General features: G+C 41.0%; 20 protein-coding genes and 1 tRNA gene. 6 read left to right on the top strand and 15 right to left on the bottom strand.

Annotation, left to right across the window (positions count from 1 at the left end; all coding sequences use genetic code 11):
* Positions 1 to 3 precede the first annotated feature (3 nt).
* The 9 genes from WCY03_RS08175 to WCY03_RS08135 all read right to left on the bottom strand — a co-directional run bounded on the left by WCY03_RS08175 (position 4) and on the right by WCY03_RS08135 (position 7,936).
* Positions 4 to 1,293 carry a M99 family carboxypeptidase catalytic domain-containing protein gene (locus WCY03_RS08175; protein WP_345991911.1) on the bottom strand — a complete coding sequence of 430 codons (1,290 nt, stop codon included), beginning with the start codon at positions 1,291 to 1,293 and terminating at the stop codon, positions 4 to 6.
* A 1-nt stretch (position 1,294) separates the two neighbouring features.
* Positions 1,295 to 2,257, bottom strand: a complete 963-nt coding sequence (locus tag WCY03_RS08170; RefSeq protein ID WP_345991909.1) for a L,D-transpeptidase family protein — start codon at positions 2,255 to 2,257, stop codon at positions 1,295 to 1,297.
* Positions 2,254 to 3,129, bottom strand: a complete 876-nt coding sequence (gene era / locus WCY03_RS08165) for a GTPase Era (RefSeq protein ID WP_345991908.1) — start codon at positions 3,127 to 3,129, stop codon at positions 2,254 to 2,256. Before era ends, WCY03_RS08170 begins: the two co-directional genes overlap by 4 nt.
* A gap of 8 nt (positions 3,130 to 3,137) precedes the next feature.
* A complete protein-coding gene (gene hslU / locus WCY03_RS08160) occupies positions 3,138 to 4,466 on the bottom strand; it encodes an HslU--HslV peptidase ATPase subunit (RefSeq protein ID WP_345991906.1) in 1,329 nt (442 codons plus the stop codon).
* On the bottom strand, positions 4,466 to 5,011 hold the full coding sequence (gene hslV, locus WCY03_RS08155; RefSeq protein ID WP_345991904.1) for an ATP-dependent protease subunit HslV: 546 nt from the start codon (positions 5,009 to 5,011) through the stop codon (positions 4,466 to 4,468). Before hslV ends, hslU begins: the two co-directional genes overlap by 1 nt.
* Positions 5,011 to 5,457, bottom strand: a complete 447-nt coding sequence (gene rplI, locus WCY03_RS08150; protein WP_345991902.1) for a 50S ribosomal protein L9 — start codon at positions 5,455 to 5,457, stop codon at positions 5,011 to 5,013. Before rplI ends, hslV begins: the two co-directional genes overlap by 1 nt.
* A gap of 17 nt (positions 5,458 to 5,474) precedes the next feature.
* Complete coding sequence (locus tag WCY03_RS08145) at positions 5,475 to 6,212, bottom strand: ferredoxin-thioredoxin reductase catalytic domain-containing protein (RefSeq protein WP_345991900.1); 738 nt, start codon at positions 6,210 to 6,212, stop codon at positions 5,475 to 5,477.
* Between the two features lie 14 nt (positions 6,213 to 6,226).
* Positions 6,227 to 7,462, bottom strand: coding sequence for an argininosuccinate synthase (locus WCY03_RS08140; RefSeq protein ID WP_345991898.1), 1,236 nt, complete (start codon positions 7,460 to 7,462; stop codon positions 6,227 to 6,229).
* A 102-nt stretch (positions 7,463 to 7,564) separates the two neighbouring features.
* Positions 7,565 to 7,936 carry a flagellar protein FlaG gene (locus WCY03_RS08135; RefSeq protein WP_345991896.1) on the bottom strand — a complete coding sequence of 124 codons (372 nt, stop codon included), beginning with the start codon at positions 7,934 to 7,936 and terminating at the stop codon, positions 7,565 to 7,567.
* Positions 7,937 to 8,087: 151 nt separating this feature from the next.
* Here WCY03_RS08135 and WCY03_RS08130 point away from each other — a divergent pair, with 151 nt between their 5' ends.
* From WCY03_RS08130 to WCY03_RS08120, 3 genes are read left to right on the top strand one after another with little or no spacing between them, the layout of a single operon-like run.
* Entirely contained in the window at positions 8,088 to 9,284 is a 1,197-nt protein-coding gene (locus WCY03_RS08130; protein WP_345991894.1) for an MFS transporter, read from the top strand.
* A gap of 3 nt (positions 9,285 to 9,287) precedes the next feature.
* The gene (locus tag WCY03_RS08125; protein ID WP_345991892.1) at positions 9,288 to 9,542 is read left to right on the top strand and encodes a hypothetical protein; all 255 of its coding nucleotides are present in this window, start codon (positions 9,288 to 9,290) and stop codon (positions 9,540 to 9,542) included.
* The gene (locus WCY03_RS08120) at positions 9,532 to 9,825 is read left to right on the top strand and encodes a hypothetical protein (protein ID WP_345991891.1); all 294 of its coding nucleotides are present in this window, start codon (positions 9,532 to 9,534) and stop codon (positions 9,823 to 9,825) included. Before WCY03_RS08125 ends, WCY03_RS08120 begins: the two co-directional genes overlap by 11 nt.
* Here WCY03_RS08120 and WCY03_RS08115 read toward each other — a convergent pair.
* Genes WCY03_RS08115 through WCY03_RS08090 form a run of 6 tightly spaced genes read right to left on the bottom strand, consistent with a single transcriptional unit; the run spans position 9,811 to position 15,955 of the window.
* The gene (locus tag WCY03_RS08115; protein WP_345991889.1) at positions 9,811 to 11,022 is read right to left on the bottom strand and encodes a peptidoglycan DD-metalloendopeptidase family protein; all 1,212 of its coding nucleotides are present in this window, start codon (positions 11,020 to 11,022) and stop codon (positions 9,811 to 9,813) included. The genes WCY03_RS08120 and WCY03_RS08115 overlap by 15 nt on opposite strands.
* A complete protein-coding gene (locus WCY03_RS08110) occupies positions 11,022 to 11,834 on the bottom strand; it encodes a cell division protein FtsX (protein WP_345991888.1) in 813 nt (270 codons plus the stop codon). The genes WCY03_RS08115 and WCY03_RS08110 overlap by 1 nt, the downstream gene beginning before the upstream one ends.
* Positions 11,821 to 12,492, bottom strand: coding sequence for an ABC transporter ATP-binding protein (locus WCY03_RS08105; protein WP_345991886.1), 672 nt, complete (start codon positions 12,490 to 12,492; stop codon positions 11,821 to 11,823). Before WCY03_RS08105 ends, WCY03_RS08110 begins: the two co-directional genes overlap by 14 nt.
* Positions 12,485 to 13,663, bottom strand: a complete 1,179-nt coding sequence (gene trmB / locus WCY03_RS08100) for a tRNA (guanosine(46)-N7)-methyltransferase TrmB (RefSeq protein WP_345991884.1) — start codon at positions 13,661 to 13,663, stop codon at positions 12,485 to 12,487. Before trmB ends, WCY03_RS08105 begins: the two co-directional genes overlap by 8 nt.
* Positions 13,663 to 15,039, bottom strand: coding sequence for a hypothetical protein (locus WCY03_RS08095; protein WP_345991882.1), 1,377 nt, complete (start codon positions 15,037 to 15,039; stop codon positions 13,663 to 13,665). Before WCY03_RS08095 ends, trmB begins: the two co-directional genes overlap by 1 nt.
* Positions 14,978 to 15,955: an RluA family pseudouridine synthase gene (locus tag WCY03_RS08090; protein ID WP_345991880.1), complete on the bottom strand. Its 978-nt coding sequence runs from the start codon at positions 15,953 to 15,955 to the stop codon at positions 14,978 to 14,980. Before WCY03_RS08090 ends, WCY03_RS08095 begins: the two co-directional genes overlap by 62 nt.
* Positions 15,956 to 16,013: 58 nt before the next feature.
* On the opposite strand from WCY03_RS08090, the gene WCY03_RS08085 reads away from it, so the two are divergent.
* The 3 genes from WCY03_RS08085 (at position 16,014) to WCY03_RS08075 (ending at position 18,495) form a co-directional block, all read left to right on the top strand.
* A complete protein-coding gene (locus WCY03_RS08085) occupies positions 16,014 to 17,126 on the top strand; it encodes an FtsW/RodA/SpoVE family cell cycle protein (protein ID WP_345991878.1) in 1,113 nt (370 codons plus the stop codon).
* Positions 17,127 to 17,206: 80 nt separating this feature from the next.
* Positions 17,207 to 17,283: transfer RNA gene (locus WCY03_RS08080), tRNA-Ile, on the top strand.
* A 60-nt stretch (positions 17,284 to 17,343) separates the two neighbouring features.
* Complete coding sequence (locus tag WCY03_RS08075) at positions 17,344 to 18,495, top strand: FAD-binding oxidoreductase (RefSeq protein ID WP_345991876.1); 1,152 nt, start codon at positions 17,344 to 17,346, stop codon at positions 18,493 to 18,495.
* The last annotated feature ends 120 nt before the right edge of the window (positions 18,496 to 18,615 follow it).

Here is an 18,615-nt window from a genome sequence, read left to right as displayed (position 1 = left end):
CACCTACCTAAAATTAACGAGGATCATTCCGCAGAACGAACTCTTATCATAAAATTCGATACGAAATCTTTTTTTATGATTATCTATCGAGTAATTTTTATCCAAAGATTTATAGTTGATCGTCAAACCGCTTTCGTTTTTATGAGTTTTGTCGGTAAATCCGATGACGTTTACCCTTAGGTTATTAGAATTCACTACTTTAAAATCGTCATTAACGAAAAACTCTGAAGCGAATTTGAACTGTTTAACTTTTCCATCTACTTCTATAGAAACATTATTGTCCGACTTTTTACAAAGAGAGAAGTTTTCTCTGTGTAAGGTCGTTATCTTCTTGTTTCCGACATATAAATCAAAAGAGCCATTTTGTGTTTTTACACTCCCTATTGAACTAGAAAACACAAAATCGTTATTTCTCCATTGTAGCGGAATAAAACTTAAAGATTTTTTTATATCTCGCAAATCTAATAAAATATTACCATTTATAATAATACTTCCATAATCGTTTATTATGTTCGTTATATCTTTTGAATCAAGTTTAAAATCTCTTTCGAATTTGATGTTCATAATGGTCATAAATTCTTCTATGGCGTTTAATTGATAATAAACTTTTTGTGAAAGACTTGAAAGGTTTTTACTCGTTTCTATCGCGAATGCAGGCTTGTTGTGTGTTACGGCAAAATAGGTAAGAGAGTGTCTCATCTCTTCGTCGTCAAATTTGGTATTGGTGTTTTTGACGTTGAATATATGATGGTTTTCAATAAGGCTTTTGTTGATGTTCTCTTTCACTTTTGTCGCGATTTTATCCATATTGTTATATGTCGCGCTGTTTTTTAAGTTACACTGATCGATGACGCAGGTCTGTCCCCATGCCTTAGGATTGAAAATAGTTCCTAAATTCTTGTTCCTGTAAAATCCGTGTCCGTCGTGAAGATTGATGATAAGCGTTACGTTTTTGTCGAGGATGATCTTTTTGATATCGGAAACTATGTCGAAGTCGGGGTCATTTTTGGTGATCGTTGAGAATTTGCGGTTCATATCACCGAAGACGCCTCTTTTGTCGGCTTGAATGCTTCTTGCGTTTAAGTTTGGAACGATCCACAGATTACCGGATTTTATCTTATAGTGCGAAGCAAGTATTTCCGCGGAAAAGTATCCGCCGGGCTCGTTACCGTGTATACCTCCTATGACCAGCAGCGTATTGTTGTTATCGGTTCCGTGTTTTTTGATAAAGTTGAAATCATAGGCCTGTGCAGATACGAAGATCATGCATATTGCAAGAAAAAAGCGCAGCATCTTATCTTTCTGTTAGTATTTTAAATGCGGTGTCGCTTAACTGCACGATCAGTTTTTTATTACCTGAAAACGAAAAACTGTCCGATCTGTAAGTCTCATTAAAACTGATCTCATAGATGTTTTTTTCATAGTTTGGATAAGGGATCACCGATATATTGGTAAATACGATGCTCTTTTTTTCATTTTTATTGAATATTCTGGTCTTATATTTCTTGAAATCATTGATCTGCATTCCGTCGAAGCGTTTAAAAGATTCGTCATAAAAACTCAAATAGGTTTTTAGATCGTTGTATATCCAAGAATATCTCCATTTATAAAGGTTTGCAAGGATGACGGAGAGATCATCTTTTGAAGGATACGTTTTGATGTTCGTATCGTTTATGATAAGCAGAGTCTTGTCATAGTTTATTTTTCTATCCAGACAAACGATATCGTCGTTGCCTATGGCGATACATCCTTTTGTGAACTCGTCTCTCTCTTTATTTATAGGCAGACCATGGATCCAGATACCGTGGCCGTCTTTATTGTTGTATCTGTCGTAAAGGTTCGGGTATGAGGTCACAAGTGCCAAAGGACCGTAAAAGGAATCGATCTTATCGATCTTTTTCACAATGGTATAGATCCCCACGGGTGTTCTTAGATCTCCCTCTTTCATTTTGTCGCCGCTGTATTTTCCCGTGAACGCACTGTAGTTGTTTATCTCATGAAAAGTGTTGTTTTTGTCCATTACATGCAGTTCAAGCGAAGATTCCTTTTTATTACAGGTAAGGATGTCCATATCTGCTTCGAAATATCCGTATTTTGTGTCGGCGTGACTCAACACTTTGTCCCAATAAGATTTTTCCGACAGTTCTTGATCGAGCCTTTGTTCGATGCCGTCTATCCCGTTTAGCCTATATTGTGTCAGTATGTCTTGTGCAAAAGCAAAGTTTACAAATACCAGAACTAATAATACCTTTATCATTTATAACCGATCTCCTCTAAAAATTTTTTATCGTTTGTCCAGCCTTTTTTAACGGAAACAAAAAGGTCCAAAAACACTTTTTTACCAGAAAGCTGTTCAATTTTAAGTCGTGCACTTTTTCCGATTCTTTTGATCGTAGAGCCGCCGCTTCCGAGAATGATCCCTTTTTGGCTCTCTTTTTCAAGTATGATTGTCGCCCGTATATGATCTATATCTCTTTTTTCATCTATTTTATCGATGATAACGTCCGATTCGTAGGGAACCTCGTCGCTGACGTTGTCAAAGATAGCTTCTCTTATGAACTCTCTGTAAATATCTCTTAGCATCTGTGTCGTAATATCTTCAGGGTCATACAGATACGGAGATTCATCGAGGTACTTTACTATCGTGTCCAGCAGATCTTTATGCCCGACTTTTTTTGAGATACTCACAGGTATCAAAGCTTCGAACCGGTCTGAATACTGGTTATAAGAGTTTATACGTTTGAAAAGTTTCTCCTGCGAGACCTGATCTATCTTGCTGAGGACCACGATATGTTTTTTCTTACCGCCGTTGATCTTTAAGAATTTTTCATAATGCTCGAGTGAATCGGTGACGGGTGAAAGATATACGATGAGATCGCAGTCGCCGATCGCTTTTAACGCTTCTTCGAGCATGAACTGGTTGAGTATCTTCTCTTTTTCATGCAGTCCCGGAGTATCGACGAAGATGATCTGGGCATCGCCGTGCATAACGATTGCATTGGAGCGTTTTCTTGTCGCATTGGCTTTTTGGGAGACCATCGCGATCTTTTCTCCGAGAATCGAATTCATCAGTGTGCTCTTGCCTGCGTTTGGACGTCCTACCAGTGCTACAAAACCGCATTTGCTCATATTTTGCCTTATAGTATATATCTTGAAAGATCTTGGTTCTCGACGACAAGGTCAAGTTTTTCGTGAACGAGTTCCGGCGTAACGATATATTTTTGACCGCTGAACTCATCGGCATTGAAGCTTACGTCTTCTAAAACTTTTTCAAGTACGGTATGCAGACGTCTTGCCCCTATATCTTCGGTTATCTCGTTCGCTCTGTGCGAGACTTTTGCGATCGCACGGATCGATTCTTCGCTAAACTCCAGTTCGACGCCTTCCACATCCAGCAGAGATTTGTATTGACGAAGCAGAGAGTTCTTTGTCTGAACAAGTATTTTGTAAAGCGATTCTTCATCTAAAGATTCAAGTTCGACACGTAAAGGAAAACGTCCTTGAAGCTCCGGAATAAGATCGCTGGGCTTGCATAGATGAAAGGCTCCCGCAGCAATAAATAAAATATGGTCGGTCTTGATCACGCCGTATTTTGTAGTGACGCTGCTTCCTTCGACTATGGGAAGCAGATCGCGCTGGACTCCCTCTTTGCTCGGATCGTTTCTGCCTTCGCTTTTAGAGTTGACAGCTATCTTGTCGATCTCATCTAAAAAGATTATACCGCCGTCTTCTGCGCGTTTTAACGCTTCGTTATGGATATTGGTCATATCAAGCAGTTTTGAACTTGCTTCTTGACGGAGAAGCTGTTTTGCGTCTTTTACCGTGACTTCTACGGTATTGTTCTCTTTGGAAAGTGAGCTGAACATCTTTGTAAAAGATTCCTGGACTTTCACCATCTCGGGCGGGAGATTCGTATCATTGAACTCGACAGATGCCTTTGCCAGATCGATCTTGATGATTTTATCGTCCATTTCGTTCGATACGACTTTGTCTTCCATTTTTTTTAAAAGCTCTTTATACTCGGTTTTTTTCTGTTCGGAAGCCAGATCGGAGATAGGAGGCAGAAGTTTTTCGACTATCTTGTTTACGACATAGTTCTCTATCTTTTCGGCATTCTCTTCCTCTTTTTCCGTCTTTACGATCGAGATCGATGCGACGACGAGATCTCTTATCATAGACTCGACATCACGTCCTACAAATCCGACTTCGGTATATTTGCTGGCTTCGACCTTGATAAAAGGAACTTTCATCATCTTTGCAAGACGGCGGGATATTTCGGTTTTTCCGACACCTGTAGAACCTATCATCAGGATGTTCTTTGGCATTATTTCGTCTTGGATATTCTTGTCAAGCTGCATTCTTCTGTATCTGGTTCTCAGCGCCAGTGCAATGCTTTTTTTTGCATCTTTTTGGCCGATGACATAGTTATCCAGATACTCTACGATCTCTTTTGGAGTCATATCCATTACGAGTCTTCCTCTAATATAAGTGTTTTAATGTTGTGATTGGTGTAGATGCAAAGCTCTGCTGCGATCTTTAAGCTTTCTTCGACTAAAAATTCTTCGTCCATGCCTTGTGCATGACGTTTAAGAGCGCGTGCCGCAGAGATCGCAAAGTTGCCGCCGCTGCCAATAGATGCGATCTCGCCGTCTTCAGGCTCTACGACATCACCGTTTCCCGTAAGAATAAAGATATGCTCTTTATTAAGTACGATCATCATTGCTTCTAAGCGGCGCAGAACTTTGTCTTTTCTCCAGGCTTTGGAAAAATCGATGACGGCTTTGAGAAGGTCGCCTTTTCTGTCTGTCAAATAATCTTCGAACATTTCAAAAAGGTTAAATGCATCGGCGGTACTTCCGGCAAATCCCGCGAGGATCTTGCCGTTATAAAGAGTTCTGATCTTGGTAGCGTTGCCTTTTAGAACACTGTTGCCAAACGTCACCTGTCCGTCGCCGCCTATGACCGCTTTATTTTTGCCTTTATATGCCAGTATGGTCGTAGCGTCGAACATTATTCACCGACAACATCTACATGCAAAGTCGCATGCAGACCGTGTCCCAGTTTGAAATCTATATCGTGCTCACCGACGGTTTTGATGTTTTCCTTTGAGACGATATGTTTTTTGTCTATTTCGATACCATGCTGTTCTTGCAGTGCATTTGCTATCTCATCTTTGGTCACTGCACCGAAAAGGTGGTTATTCTGGCCTATTTTTTTTGTGATGACTATCTCCAGTTTATCCAGTTTGAGAGCAAGAGCTTTTAATTCTGCAATCTCCTGGGCTTCATTCTCTTTTCTTTTTCTTTCCTGGGCGGCATGACGCGCCAAAACATCGTTGGTCGCATGCTGTGCAAGGCCTTTCCCGATAAGGAAATTTTTTCCGTAACCGTCTTTGACCTCTTTTACTTCTCCGGCTTTACCCAAGCCTTTTACATCTTTTGTCAATAATACTTTCATAGTTTATCCTAAATTTATTAACGTTCAATCTCACCGTCGTAAGAAATAATACCGTGTGTCAAGTTCCCTATCTTGGTATATCCCATATCTTTCAATATTCTTGCAACATGTGCACTTCTGCTTCCTACATGGCAATAGACGATGATGTTTTCATTTTTATCAAGCTGAGATTCGTTTAGCGTATTGAAGAAACTGCTTGTCGGGATCAGCTGATCTGCGCCTTTGATGTGACCCATCTGCCACTCCATGTATTCGCGGACGTCGACAAGTTTAAACTTGACCATTCCGAGCTCACGCGCTTCAAGCAGCGATATAAGTTCGTCTGAATCGAGTTCGCTGTTGTTTACCAAAACTTCGCATTCCTCTTTGGTCAGACCGCGGGAATGTTGGTGAACGACCTCTTCCATACCCATCTCGATTCTTTTTTTAGCGGCATATTCCGGAGTACAAAATATCTGGCAATGACATACACCCTCTTCGGGGATCTCTTTTTCAATAGCAGGAGTACAAGGACATACTCTGTCTTCTACGCTTTTTGGTTTTCCTTCGACCTCTTCGACCATGAAACATGGGCAAAATCTTTTGTTGTACATCATCTTATTGCGGGCAAGTCCCATTTGGACACCCTCGTTGATCATATCTTCAGGGTTGTATTCCCAGCCGAACTGATTGATCACTTTATCCGTAAAACGGACGGTTTTTTCAAGCTCTGCTTGAAATTCCGGTGAATTCATATCTATCTTGATTATACTCATAATGATTTCCTTTCTTAGTTTCCTCTGGCTTTACCTGCGATGATTAAACGAAGTGCGTTCAAACGAATGAAGCCTTCTGCATCTTTTTGGTTATAAACTGTATCTGCTTCAAATGTAGAGTGCGCTTCTGAGAAAAGTGTTTTCGGCGAAGTTCTACCTACGACCATCACGTTTCCTTTGTAAAGTTTTAATCTCACATCACCCTCGACAAATTTTTGTGTATTGTCGATAAGTGCTTGAAGAGCCTCACGTTCAGGGGTAAACCACATACCGTTGTAGATAAGTTTTGCATATTTTGGCATGATCTCATCTTTTAGGTGTGCAGCTTCACGGTCAAGTGTGATCGATTCGATCGCACGGTGAGCTTTTAACATGATCGTTCCGCCCGGAGTTTCATAACATCCGCGTGCTTTCATACCTACATATCTGTTTTCAACAATGTCGATACGTCCGATACCGTGTTTGTTTCCATAGTCGTTAAGTTTTTTTAAAAGTGTAGCAGGAGACATCTCTTCGCCGTTAATTGCTATAGGATCACCGTTTTTATAACTGATAGTGATGTATTCCGGCGCATCCGGTGCATTTACGGGGTCAGTCGTCCATAACCACATAGAGTCTTCAGGTTCTGCATTCGGATCTTCTAGGTGTAGTCCCTCATAAGAGATGTGAAGAAGGTTTGCATCCATTGAGTAAGGGCTTACTTTCGGGTTACCGTTCTCATCGATATGTTTTTGAGAGATATCGATACCATGCTCTTTTGCATAGCCGAGAAGTTTTTCACGAGAGTTAAGGTCCCACTCTCTCCACGGAGCGATTACCGTAATATCAGGGTTTAGTCCCAGGTACCCAAGCTCAAAACGTACTTGGTCGTTTCCTTTTCCTGTTGCTCCATGGCTGACCGCATCGGCACCCATTTTATTTGCAATTTCGATCTGTTTTTTTGCGATAAGCGGTCTTGCGATTGAAGTTCCCAAAAGGTATTCGCCCTCATAAATGGTATTTGCTCTAAACATCGGGAACACGAAGTCTTTTACGAACTCTTCGCGAATATCCAAGATAAAGATATTTTCCGGTTTGATCCCCATTTTAAGTGCTTTTTCACGTGCAGGTTCGACCTCTTCGCCCTGTCCGAGATCTGCCGTAAAAGTAATGACTTCAGCCTTGTATTCGTCTTGAAGCCATTTTAGTATCACACTGGTGTCAAGTCCGCCCGAATATGCCAAAACTACTTTTTTTACCTCTTTTTTCATACACAAAACCTCGTAATAGATAAAATAATATGCGTGATGTTACAACAAAATAGATTAAAAAACAGTTAGTGGAGGAGGAGTATACGAAAAGGATAAGTTTCCTTAGCCTTTCGTATCAAATATTATTCCGGTCAGTTCTTTCATTTTTGGAAGAAATTCGGTAGCCTGTTCAACAGGAAAACGTCTTATCATTTTTTGTGATTGTGTATCTACGACCGAAACATAAAAAGTGTCTTGTTTGTCGACCCCGAATTTGATCGATGTATTAAACGGGCTTAAAGCATCGTTCATTTTTTTTACCAGATCATTCACTTCGTCTTGAGAAGTAATTTTTTTTGTAGGATGCATATCTTCATTTTGCATCTGTTGAACAACTGTAGATTGTTGTGTTTGCTCCGCAGCCGCTCTTCCTTGAGCATTCGGATTAGACATCTGTGACACTTGCTGTCTTGCAACGTTTTGTAAGCCGTCCATGGCAAACTCCTTATGTATAAGAATATCACTCTGGGCATATTATCGTCTATAAAAATAAAAACTTTAATAAATCTTTGAATTTTTTTTAACAAATTTAAATTTATTCAATGTTATGTGTAAAATAATAGCTGTTTTTGGTACTATGGCGAGTATGAAACAGTATATAAAATTATTGAAGAACGAATACGTTTTAAGACGATTGTCGACCATACAATTGATCTCGTATTTCGGTGCGTGGTTTAGCAATGTGGCGATCTATACTCTGCTTATCGAGATGGATGTTTCAGCAGGCGTGATTGCACTCGTCGCCGCTTTGCATTTCCTCCCGGGCGTTTTGCAGGCACCCGTAAGCGGAACGTTCATAGATCGGCTTGCTCCGAAAAAACTTATGCTTTGGCTTTTATCGATAGAGATCGTCTCAACTCTTTCGCTTTTAATGGTACAAGACATCTCTTTATTGTGGCTTTTATATATCATCATATTTATACGAATGGGTGCGGCCAGTTTCTACTTTACCGCCGAGATGTCTCTTTTGCCGAGGATACTTCATCACGATCATTTAAAGCAGGCAAACGAGATACATTCGGTTATCTGGTCGTTTTCATATACCGTCGGTATGGCGGTGAGCGGTTTTGTCGTTTATGCACTGGGTGTTAAGGCGGCATTTGTTCTTGATGCGCTTTTGTTCTTTATCGGTTTTTTACTTCTTTTTAACGTAAAGATAGACGTTATTGTCACACAATCGGGCGAGTCGGTCATAAGGATGATGAAAAAAACGTTCACGTATCTCAAAGAGAACAAACATGTTCTGCACTTGATGTTTGTTCACTCTCTTGTCGGATTGACATCGTTTGATGCGGTCGTTGCACTTATGGTAGATAGATACTACTCCGCAGTCATAGCCACTTCGCTTGCTCTTGGGCTTATGCATTCATCAAGGGCCGTAGGACTCGTGTTTGGTCCTGTGTTCTTGGGAAAATGGATAAACGACAAGAGACTTTTGTATCTTTTTTTGTTTCAGGGAATTGCACTTTTTGTCTGGTCGTACGTGATGGAGTATTTTTATCTCTCGCTTCTCGCATCGGTTTTTGTCGGATTCTTTACGACGACGCTTTGGTCTTACAGCTACACTTTGATACAGCATAAGACCGACAAGGAGTATTATGGTCGTATCGTAGCATACAATGACATGATATTTTTGACTGTCGCTTCGGTTACTTCTCTTTTAACGGGAGAATTGGCTAAAATTGGATTTTCGCTGCAAAGCATCGTCGCTTATATGGCAGCAGCGTTTTTTATGAGCTCTATTTATTATGCGTGGATATATAAAAGATATATAAGGGGTTGAGAGATGGTTTCTTTTGCGGTTATCGGCGGTATTCTTTTGAATATCGGAGCATATCTCACCTTTAAAGGAAAGATATACGAATCGGTTGCGGCTTTTCTTTTGGCCGATTTGTGCTGGGTGATAATGGCTTATGAAAGGGACGACTACCTGGGAATGTTCTTTATCGTAGTGGGAGTCACTTTCGGCGTACTCGCATTTTTTAAGATGCAGACGGGGAAGATGCGAAAAAATTTAAATAAGGATGATAATGATATATAAGTCTCACGGTCATGAACTTGATCTAAAAAAAATAACGAGGCTCTATCCAGCGGTGCAGGTCGATGTCCACGGAGAGATAGCACAGGTTTCGCTGGAGTGGGCGGAGCTAAACGGTGATAAAGTAAAACTTAGCAACTATGTTCTGGTTTTTGATTTTGATGCTTTGGGCGAGGTTGTAAAAAACAGAATCGAGATACTTTTTTCTACAAAAGAGGAACTGTTTGAAGAGATGAGAAAGGTCGATGTGTTCGTAAAAGAACACAATATGTCAAAACAGTTCTAACGGGTTTATATGGGAATCTTTTTGTGTCACTTCAAAGACAAGTTCGTCGTTTACCCGTCCGATGACCGAGCTTTTTTTGATCTTTTTGCCTTTTTTGATGTCTGGCGCTATCTGAGAAAGGTTCGCGTAGATCGTATGCATTCCGTTATCATGTTCGACGATGACCACATTGTCTAAAAGCGGCGTACTTTTTGCAAAGATGACTTTCCCGTTGAAAACGTTTCTCACTTTGGCATCCTTTTTTTTCGGTGCCAGCGACACGGATTCGTTGAAGATCTTTATCTTATAGATAGGGTCCGTGTAGTTTCCGTATTTTTTGGTGACCGTATAACCGTCCAGCGGAGATATTGTCTTTGGACCCCTGTAACGTACGGTTTTTACGCTTTGGTAGCTGCTTCCCACTTTTTTGACCTTAGGCATGTTGGAGAGATCGACCTCTTTCATCGCCTGTTCTTGCTGCGCTTTCTCCCGTGCTCTTTTGATTTCGTCGATCTTTATGATGTTGAGGTTTGCAAGAGTCTGCTTCAAAGAATCCTGCTGTTTTAGTATCTTTTCAAGAGCGATCTTATAGTTTTGCTTGTTCTTTTTTAACTCGGCGAGCTCATTTTCGTTCTCTTTTTTTGTTTGTTTCAATTCTTTGCGTTTTTGATCGATGGAGGTTATCTCCTCTTTTATGTGACCGCTTTTTTTCTCCAAGGAGGCAATATGCTCATTATTCTTAAAAAATCTCTCGTTTAGGTCTTTTATGTCGGTATCTGTCTGTTTTGCAAGTATCTTTATGATCTCTTCACTCATGATGGAGTCGACGCTTGTGCTTTCTTTTTTGTCCATAAGTATCGTGAGTGATGCCATCCTGGCAATGTTGAATATGAGCTTTTGTTCGATGTCTTCTTGTTCTTTTTTAAGATTCGACTGGGTCTGTGAGAGGTTTTGAAGTTCCGTTATGTTGGATTTGTATACATCCTCTTTTATCGCCAGTTCGAGTTCAAGTTCTTTCAATCTTTTTTGCTGCTGAAGAATCTCTTTTTTCTGTTTTAGTATCTCCTGGGCGTTTTGCTGCATTTTGTAATGGATCGAGGAGTATTCGCTCTTTTTGTCTTTGATAGCCGAAGCAGTGCTTTTTATTTTTTTATCGATATTTGAAGCATTGACGAAAAGAGGAAAAAAAACTATGATAAATGATAAAAAGAATCTCATCATACCTCTTCTTTATATCCTATGACTATCATGCCGGCAAGTAAGATAGAGATGCTCACGGAGACAAGACCAAGGACGCTCCCGTCACTTACAAATTTAAAAATATCTATATCTATACCTATGACATGCAGCTGTTCTTTTGCCCATGATGTCTTGGCTATGACGGAAAAAAGTGCAATAGCCAATATCGACGATAAAATGGCATCGACAATGGCAAGCCTGAAAAGTACGGCGCTTCTCAGCCATACGGGCGCTCCGAAAAGCCCCATGATATTCATACGTTCACTGTGCTTGAACTGCCAGATCCTCATCTCTTTTGCTATAAGAAGTACGGTGACTACGATAATGACAAGTGCAAAGAGCTGTGTTATCTCTTTAAACAGAAGAAGAAGTTTGTATACTGTATCGTGATTGTTTGAAAAATCTTCTACTTTGGTGACGGTATCATTCTTCATAAGAGACGATGTTAGGTTCTTTATCTCGCTTGGAGAAGGAAAAGTCTTTAAGTGTATACGATAAAACTTCGGCATGGATATCTTAAGCAGTTCTATATTCTTCTTGCTTATGTTCTCCTGGAGTTTTTCAATGATCTCATCGGCCGAGAGCTCTTCTATATTATCTATGTTCGGGCTGTATTTTTTAAATACTTCATCGGTGATCGCACTGTTGGCGACAACGATCATAGAGTAGTTGCTTGAAAGCTTCTCTTCATATGCTTTTAGAGCTCTGCTGTTTATTGTAAATACCTGGATTGCAAACAGTATGGAAAAAAGTGCCAATATAAGTGAAAAGTGGTTTTTAAGTGACTTCATATATTGTTCCATATTCGATGTGGAGATGTTTATAGTCTATCTTCATTGTTTCCGGGATATGGTGTGTGACAACGATGATAGTGGTCTTTAGCTGAGTGTTGGCACCCTCTAGCAGGTTCCAGATAAGTTCAGAAGAATAATCATCCAGATTTCCCGTAGGCTCATCCGCAAGAATGAGAATAGGGTTGTGTGAAAGTGCTCTTGCCATAGCGACACGCTGCTGTTCGCCCCCGCTTAGTTCAAGAGGATATTTTCCCGATTGATGGTTGAGCTTTACATGGTTTAAAAGTTTGTGAACCTGCTGTTCGCTGACACTTTTTTCATATCCGCCGATGATGAGCGGCAGCATGACGTTTTTCTCGATGGTCCACTCTTTGACGAGTTTGTAATCCTGAAAGACGATACCGATATGCTGTCTTAGAAAGTTCAGTTTTTTTGTGCTGATATTGTTTATCTGCGCACCGCCGACGATAAGGCTTCCCTGCGCGGGTTTAAGTGCGCCGTAAAGCGATTTTAGCAGGGTGGATTTCCCGCTTCCGCTCGCACCCGTGATAAAAGTGAAACTACCCGATTCGATGGAAAAAGAAGCCTGGTTTATGATCGTTTCGTTTTTGTTGTATGAAAGAGTCAGGTCTTCAGCTACTATCACTTTATCCATGGAGCATCTCTTTTAAGATTTGGTGTGCTTTTACGTTCGCCGATGATTTTAAAGGCGGTTTTGGAAAGTATCTTGTCTCGTTTTCGCCTATCAGTACATACAGGTGTTCGGGTCTGTCGAAACTTCCCATAGAGATCCGAAACAGGATCGCATTTTGGTCTTCGATATTATATACTCTTTCGATGTGAATGAATCCTTCATCGAATCTTTTTATGGCGGAATTGAGTTTTTCCAGCGCTTGAAAATCTGTCTTTACAAGATCGAAATCAAAATTGCCTTGGACCTGCAGCGGTTCGCTCTCCTCTTCGTTTATCATAGTTATGTCGTAGATGTTTTTTTCCATCTTGCGCCAGCGGTCCTCATATTTGCTGATGATGGCGATATCCTGATTTTTGTTTATCTGCAGCTTGACTTTCGTGCGGGAAATGAAGGTCTCGTATGAATAAGCGTAATAGTTCTCGCTGTCGGTTCTCAGCTCCAGTTGTCCGCCGACCTTGAGCACTCTGGTCGCTTCGTCCAGAAACTTTTTGGAGATGACGCGTCTGTGCGGTTTTTTATCCCAAGGCACGGGAAAATGCACATATATCCTGCCCACGATGTTTGATGGAACCTGCTCTAAGAAGAGTCTTGCATCATAATCGAGAAGCAGAAGATTGTCCAGTTTATTGATGCTTATCTGTTTTAAAACCTGTTCGATAGAGGGGCGGTGTATCTCTATGCCTATGAAAAGAATATCGGGATTGCTCTTTGCCTGATGCAAAATATGTCTTCCCGAACCGAAACCGACCTCTATCCTTACCTCTTTGTCTTGAGGGAAGTTCGATGCAAAATACTCTATATCTTTGAGTGCCGTGACGTTATTGAGGTGGATGTTCTTTTTACCGTCGATGACATTAGAGGCGATGACGTTCATCCCAGAATCTTTCGCATAGGACAAAAGAGCCTGATGTACCAGATATGTGGAAGAGGGACGGGTCAGTTTATCCGTCTTTAAAAGACTTTTTCCTTCGTCTTGAATTGAAAGTAAAAAAAATTCTTCTCCCTCGGCTTCTGCAGCGATGAGCTGTTCCTCGGGATGGTTAATGTTCTTTGCCAAAAAATTGAATCTGAACGTCCCGTCATCTACGGGAAAGTTCAGATTTTTAAAATCCTCGATATGCAGATGCGGCATTACAGCGAACTCGTATCCAAATCAGGTGCTGCTTTGACTGAATCTTTTACCGCTGGAGTTCTGTTTTGCATCGTATTGTCAGGTGCTTTGTTCTCCATCATTTTTCCGTCTTTTTGCTCCACAAGAGGAGGAAGTTCATCCGATGATATCTTTACTTCGCTGCTAGGCTCTGATTCGATGTTATTCTCATCGACGGCAATGACTTGGTATATGTATTCTACGCCGGCATAGATATTAGGGTCGGTATAGCTGGTATTTGGTATCCCTTTTATCTCGTCCACTTGAGAATCAAGCCATCCTTTTTTCGACGTTTTTATGACTGTATAGGTCTTTGTTCTCGGATCGACTTGCGACCATTTGAGTTCGGCTTTGTTATCGACTATTTTCGCTCCGATGACTGCAGGCGGTTTTGGTTTTGACAGAGTAAGACCTTGAAGGGCAGGAACGTTCTGATCGCTTTCAAGACCGTCTTTGTCCACTACGGTTACTTTATAAAAATACTGTTTTCCATCTTTTTCGATGGCATCTGTGAACTCGTTATTGTTGACTTTGGCATAATAGTCAAGACTTCCCGTTGCACTTGTTCCTCTGTATATTTTGTAATAATCAAAATCCTTCGCATCAGAAGGCTGCCATGAGAGTCTTATCTTTTTAGGCAGGTTGTTTGTGACCATCAGACCTTGGACGTCATGCGGAAGAGGTTTCGTCACGGCTTGTATGATTATGCTCGGAGTCGAGACGACATCATCGTACGTTACGGCTCTTAATCTGTACTTGTAGACCTGACCGTCTTTGAGATCCGTATCTATGTACTCAGCATTGAGTCTGCCGTCTATATGCGCTATCTTTTTGAAATCATCGTCTTTAAGTGATTTTCTTTCCAGAATATATCCGTTCACTCTAGGATTTGTATGCGGTCTCCAGAGTATCTTGACGCTTCTTGGCATGTTTTGTATGCACTGTATCCACGCGACCGATTGCAAGACAGGTAAAGTATTGACCGTTACGGTCTCCGATTTTCCGCCTTGGGCTTTATCTGAAAAAGTCGTAAAAAAGTATTGGTATTTTGTGTCCGGTTTTACGCCGGTATCTACGAAGTGTGTCGCAAAACGGTTTGGTATGGTGGCGTATCGTCTGATCTGCGGATCGCTGTCTTCAGGATTGCTTCTATAAACGTAGATACCGTTTACTCTAGGATCTTTCGTGTCCTTCCATTCAAAAGCGACCGATTTCATATCCTCGATATGACCGTTTAAAGTTACAACGGGTAAAGTGGTGTCTATAGCATCTTCGTTGGGCGGTGTGGGAGTAGAATTACATCCGCTGATCAGAAGTGCTGAAGCCGTGCCTAATGCTATCAGGTTTAAGATTTTCATTAAAATTCTCCATATCAAAGTTTTTCTCTATAAATTGTAACATATCATTATCTAACGAAGCCGTAAAATATTGCATTGTTTTCATCGTCGGATGCACAAAGTATAACAGATAGGCATGAAGCAAGATATGTTCCGATTTGCCCTTTTTATCCTTTGTGCCGTAGAGATGATCGCCTATTATATGCCTGTTGAGTTTTTCCAGATGAACCCTGATCTGATGCGTTCTTCCGGTGAAAAGTTTGCAGGTAAGGATCTCGCAGCTTTCATCTTTGCTTAAAAGTGTTTTTTTGAATTCGGTCTTTGCATATTTTCCATGCGGCTGGATAGCCATCTTCAGGCGGTTGTGAGAACTTCTTGCTATAGGCTCCTCTACAACGGTTAGATCGTCTTTGAGCGGAGGAGTGCTGATGGCAAGGTAATATCTTCCCATGGTCTTGTCTTGGAGCTGAAGAGAAAGCGCTTCATGTGCTTCGTTCGTTTTTGCGACTACCATGGCTCCGCTTGTGCCTTTGTCGAGTCTGTGAACTATGCCGTGGCGTTCCTCTCCGCTGATGGTAGAGAGTCTGATGCCTCTTTTTTTCAGCCAATCGACAAGAGTGGCTTCTTTAACGCTGGGAGCAGGGTGGACTGTTACGCCCGAGGGCTTGTTGATAACCATCAGATCGTCGTCTTCATAAAGTATCTCCACATCGAAATCAACCTCTTTGGGAGCGCTCTCTTTTGCTTCTGGAAATGTTATGGCGATCTCTTGTCCCGGTTTGAGTTTTATGCCGGGTTTAGTGACCGTTTTGCCGTCTACGCATACGGCGCTTTGTTTTATGAGCTGTACTATCTGCGATCTCGTCTGTCCTATTTTATCGGTTAAAAACGTATCTAACCTCTGTTCGTTCTCGATCGTGTATATTTTTTCATTCATTATTAAATAAGTACCTTTGTATGTTACAATCTCATAATTTTTTTAGGAGTTGCGCAGTTTGTGGAGAATCGATAGGCGAATTTTAGCACAATTTGATTTTATTTCAATTATATTCATTATGCCGCTTATATTTATCTCGCATTGGCTTATCGGTGAGGTCGTCCCGATGCTGGCGCAAAAACATACCGCGTACGTATTCTTCGCATTTTTGGCATTTGCCGTTGTCTTTTTTCTGCCTATCAGACGGATGAACTGGCTTATCCCCATCATCTACTGGATCAACATTTTGCTTCTTGTCGCGGTGGAGTTCTTCGGGCATACGCGCCTCGGTGCGAAGCGCTGGATAGAGATACCTTTTATTCATGCTACTATACAGCCCTCGGAATTCGTAAAACCCGCTCTCATACTGATGCTCGCATATCTTATCAGCAAATCGCCTCCTCCTCTTGAAGGCTACAGACTCAAGGAGTTCTTAAAGATATCCGCCTACATCCTGCTTCCTTTTGTTCTTATCGCCAAAGAACCCGATCTGGGCACGGCGATGGTTCTTATAATGATCGGATTTGGAGTGTTGTTTTTTGTAGGAGTATACTGGAAGATCTGGGCGGGTATTTTCGTGGCCGTCATTTTGATGTTTCCCATAATCTATACACAGCTGCTTCATGATTACCAAAAGCAGAGAATATTGGACTTTGTAAGCGAAAAACCCTCATACCACGTGCAGCAGTCTATCATTGCCATAGGTTCAGGGGGATGGAGCGGCAAGGACAAAGATGACGCGACGCAGACGCAGATGCGTTTTCTGCCGATCGCAACAAGTGATTTTATTTTTGCTTATGTGGTCGAGAGGACCGGTTTTCTGGGCTCTTTGCTTTTGATCACCATCTATGTACTGCTCATCCTTCATCTTTTTGCGATCAGCGTGTATCATGACGACTATTACATCAAAGTGGTTTCCTCCGCCGTCGCATTCATGATATTTATCTACATGAGCGTAAATATTGCCATGACGATGGGGCTTGCTCCCGTCGTCGGCGTGCCTCTGCCTATGTTCAGTTACGGAGGAAGCAGCTTTTTGAACTTTTTGATCCTCTTTGCGGTGATGGAGAATCTTATAGCTTTCAGATTCAAAGATTCATACGATTCGCGCGGTACGAAAAGTTTCTTGTGAATTTTTGAGATTTCAATTTTTTTTAATAAATATCTAGTATAATTTCGGTCTCAAATATGCACCTGCATACTTGATGTGGAGGGTCTTTAGCTCAGTTGGTTAGAGCTCTCGGCTCATAACCGAGCGGTCCCGAGTTCGAGTCTCGGAGGACCCACCACTCCTAACTTTCTAAAATATACTTTTCCAAGACTTTTTATCATTATTATTTTGGGTTATAATGTCGCCGATGAAAACATACGACTACTTAATTATCGGTGCGGGAAGCGCCGGATGCAATACGGCTTATTTTCTAAAACAAAGCGGCAAAAAAGTCGCCGTTGTCGATAGAGAGGGTATTGCAGGAGGTGCAAGCGGTGCGGCGGGAGCATTTTTATCTCCGCTTCCGGGTAAGACAAATCTTTACAACACTTTTGTAAACAATGCACTGGATTTTTCGATCGATTTTTATCAAAGACTGTTTCCCGAAGATATAGATGCAAAGGGTGTTCTTCGAGTCAAAAACGATAACTTTACAGAAGAAAAATTGCAGACAAACAGCATAGGACATCAATATTACAGCAGTCAAGAACTGCAAAAAATTTCTGAGAATTTTAAAGAGATCGACGGATACTTTTATGCCGATGCAGCTGTTTTGGATCCTTTGAAAATCTGTAAAAAGTTGATAGAGGGATGCGACTTTTATATTGAAAATGTCGAAACGCTGACTTTTGAAGACGGACTTTATAAAGTGGGAGAGATCAAAGCAAAACATATCGTTTTAGCCCAGGGAGCCAGCAGTTCTTTGGTAGAACTTCCCTATATGAAAATATCTCCGATCTTCGGACTCAGGATCGATGTCAAAACAACGACAAAGATCCCTTTTAACATACATAAATCCATCTCTATCTCAACCAACAAATCTGACGGTACGGTAGCCATTGGAGCCACGCATCAAAGACATGACAATGAAGCGATGACATGTTTGACCACATGCGATAAATGCGAGTACTACGTAAACAGTGAAGAGGGACAGATACAAACCCTTTTAAGCCAAGCGGAGGAGTTGATAAGACTCGAAAACGTAGAGGTGCTAAAAACATATAAAGGTGCAAGGGCGACTATTAAAAGTTATTTTCCGGTGATCGGTAGAGCGATCGATCATGAAAACTCTTTAAAAAAATACCCTTCTATTAAAAAAGGGACAAAGATCCCGCCGGAAAAACTCCAATATCATGAAAATATCTATGTCATAAACGCTCTTGGTTCCAGAGGTTTCGTATTTGGCCCCTATCTGGCAAAAATCTTAAGCCAAAACATACTGCATGCAGACAAGATACCGCAAGAACTCTCCACCGAAAAACTTTTTTATAAAACGGCTAGAACAAAATAAAAAACACATTTATTGAAAAGTTTAGTTTGTTTTTTTTACTTTTTGGTATAAATTGAGTATACTTTGAATATATCGTAGGTTTAGTACAATCTATTATTTTTTAGAATATATCGAAGGGTT

It is taken from the genome of Sulfurimonas sp. HSL-1716, assembly GCF_039645975.1.
In the GTDB taxonomy this organism is placed as follows: Bacteria; Campylobacterota; Campylobacteria; order Campylobacterales; family Sulfurimonadaceae; genus Hydrocurvibacter; species Hydrocurvibacter sulfurireducens.
The sequence above is the reverse complement of the archived record's forward strand: the minus strand, read 5'-3'. Positions and strand labels throughout refer to the sequence as shown.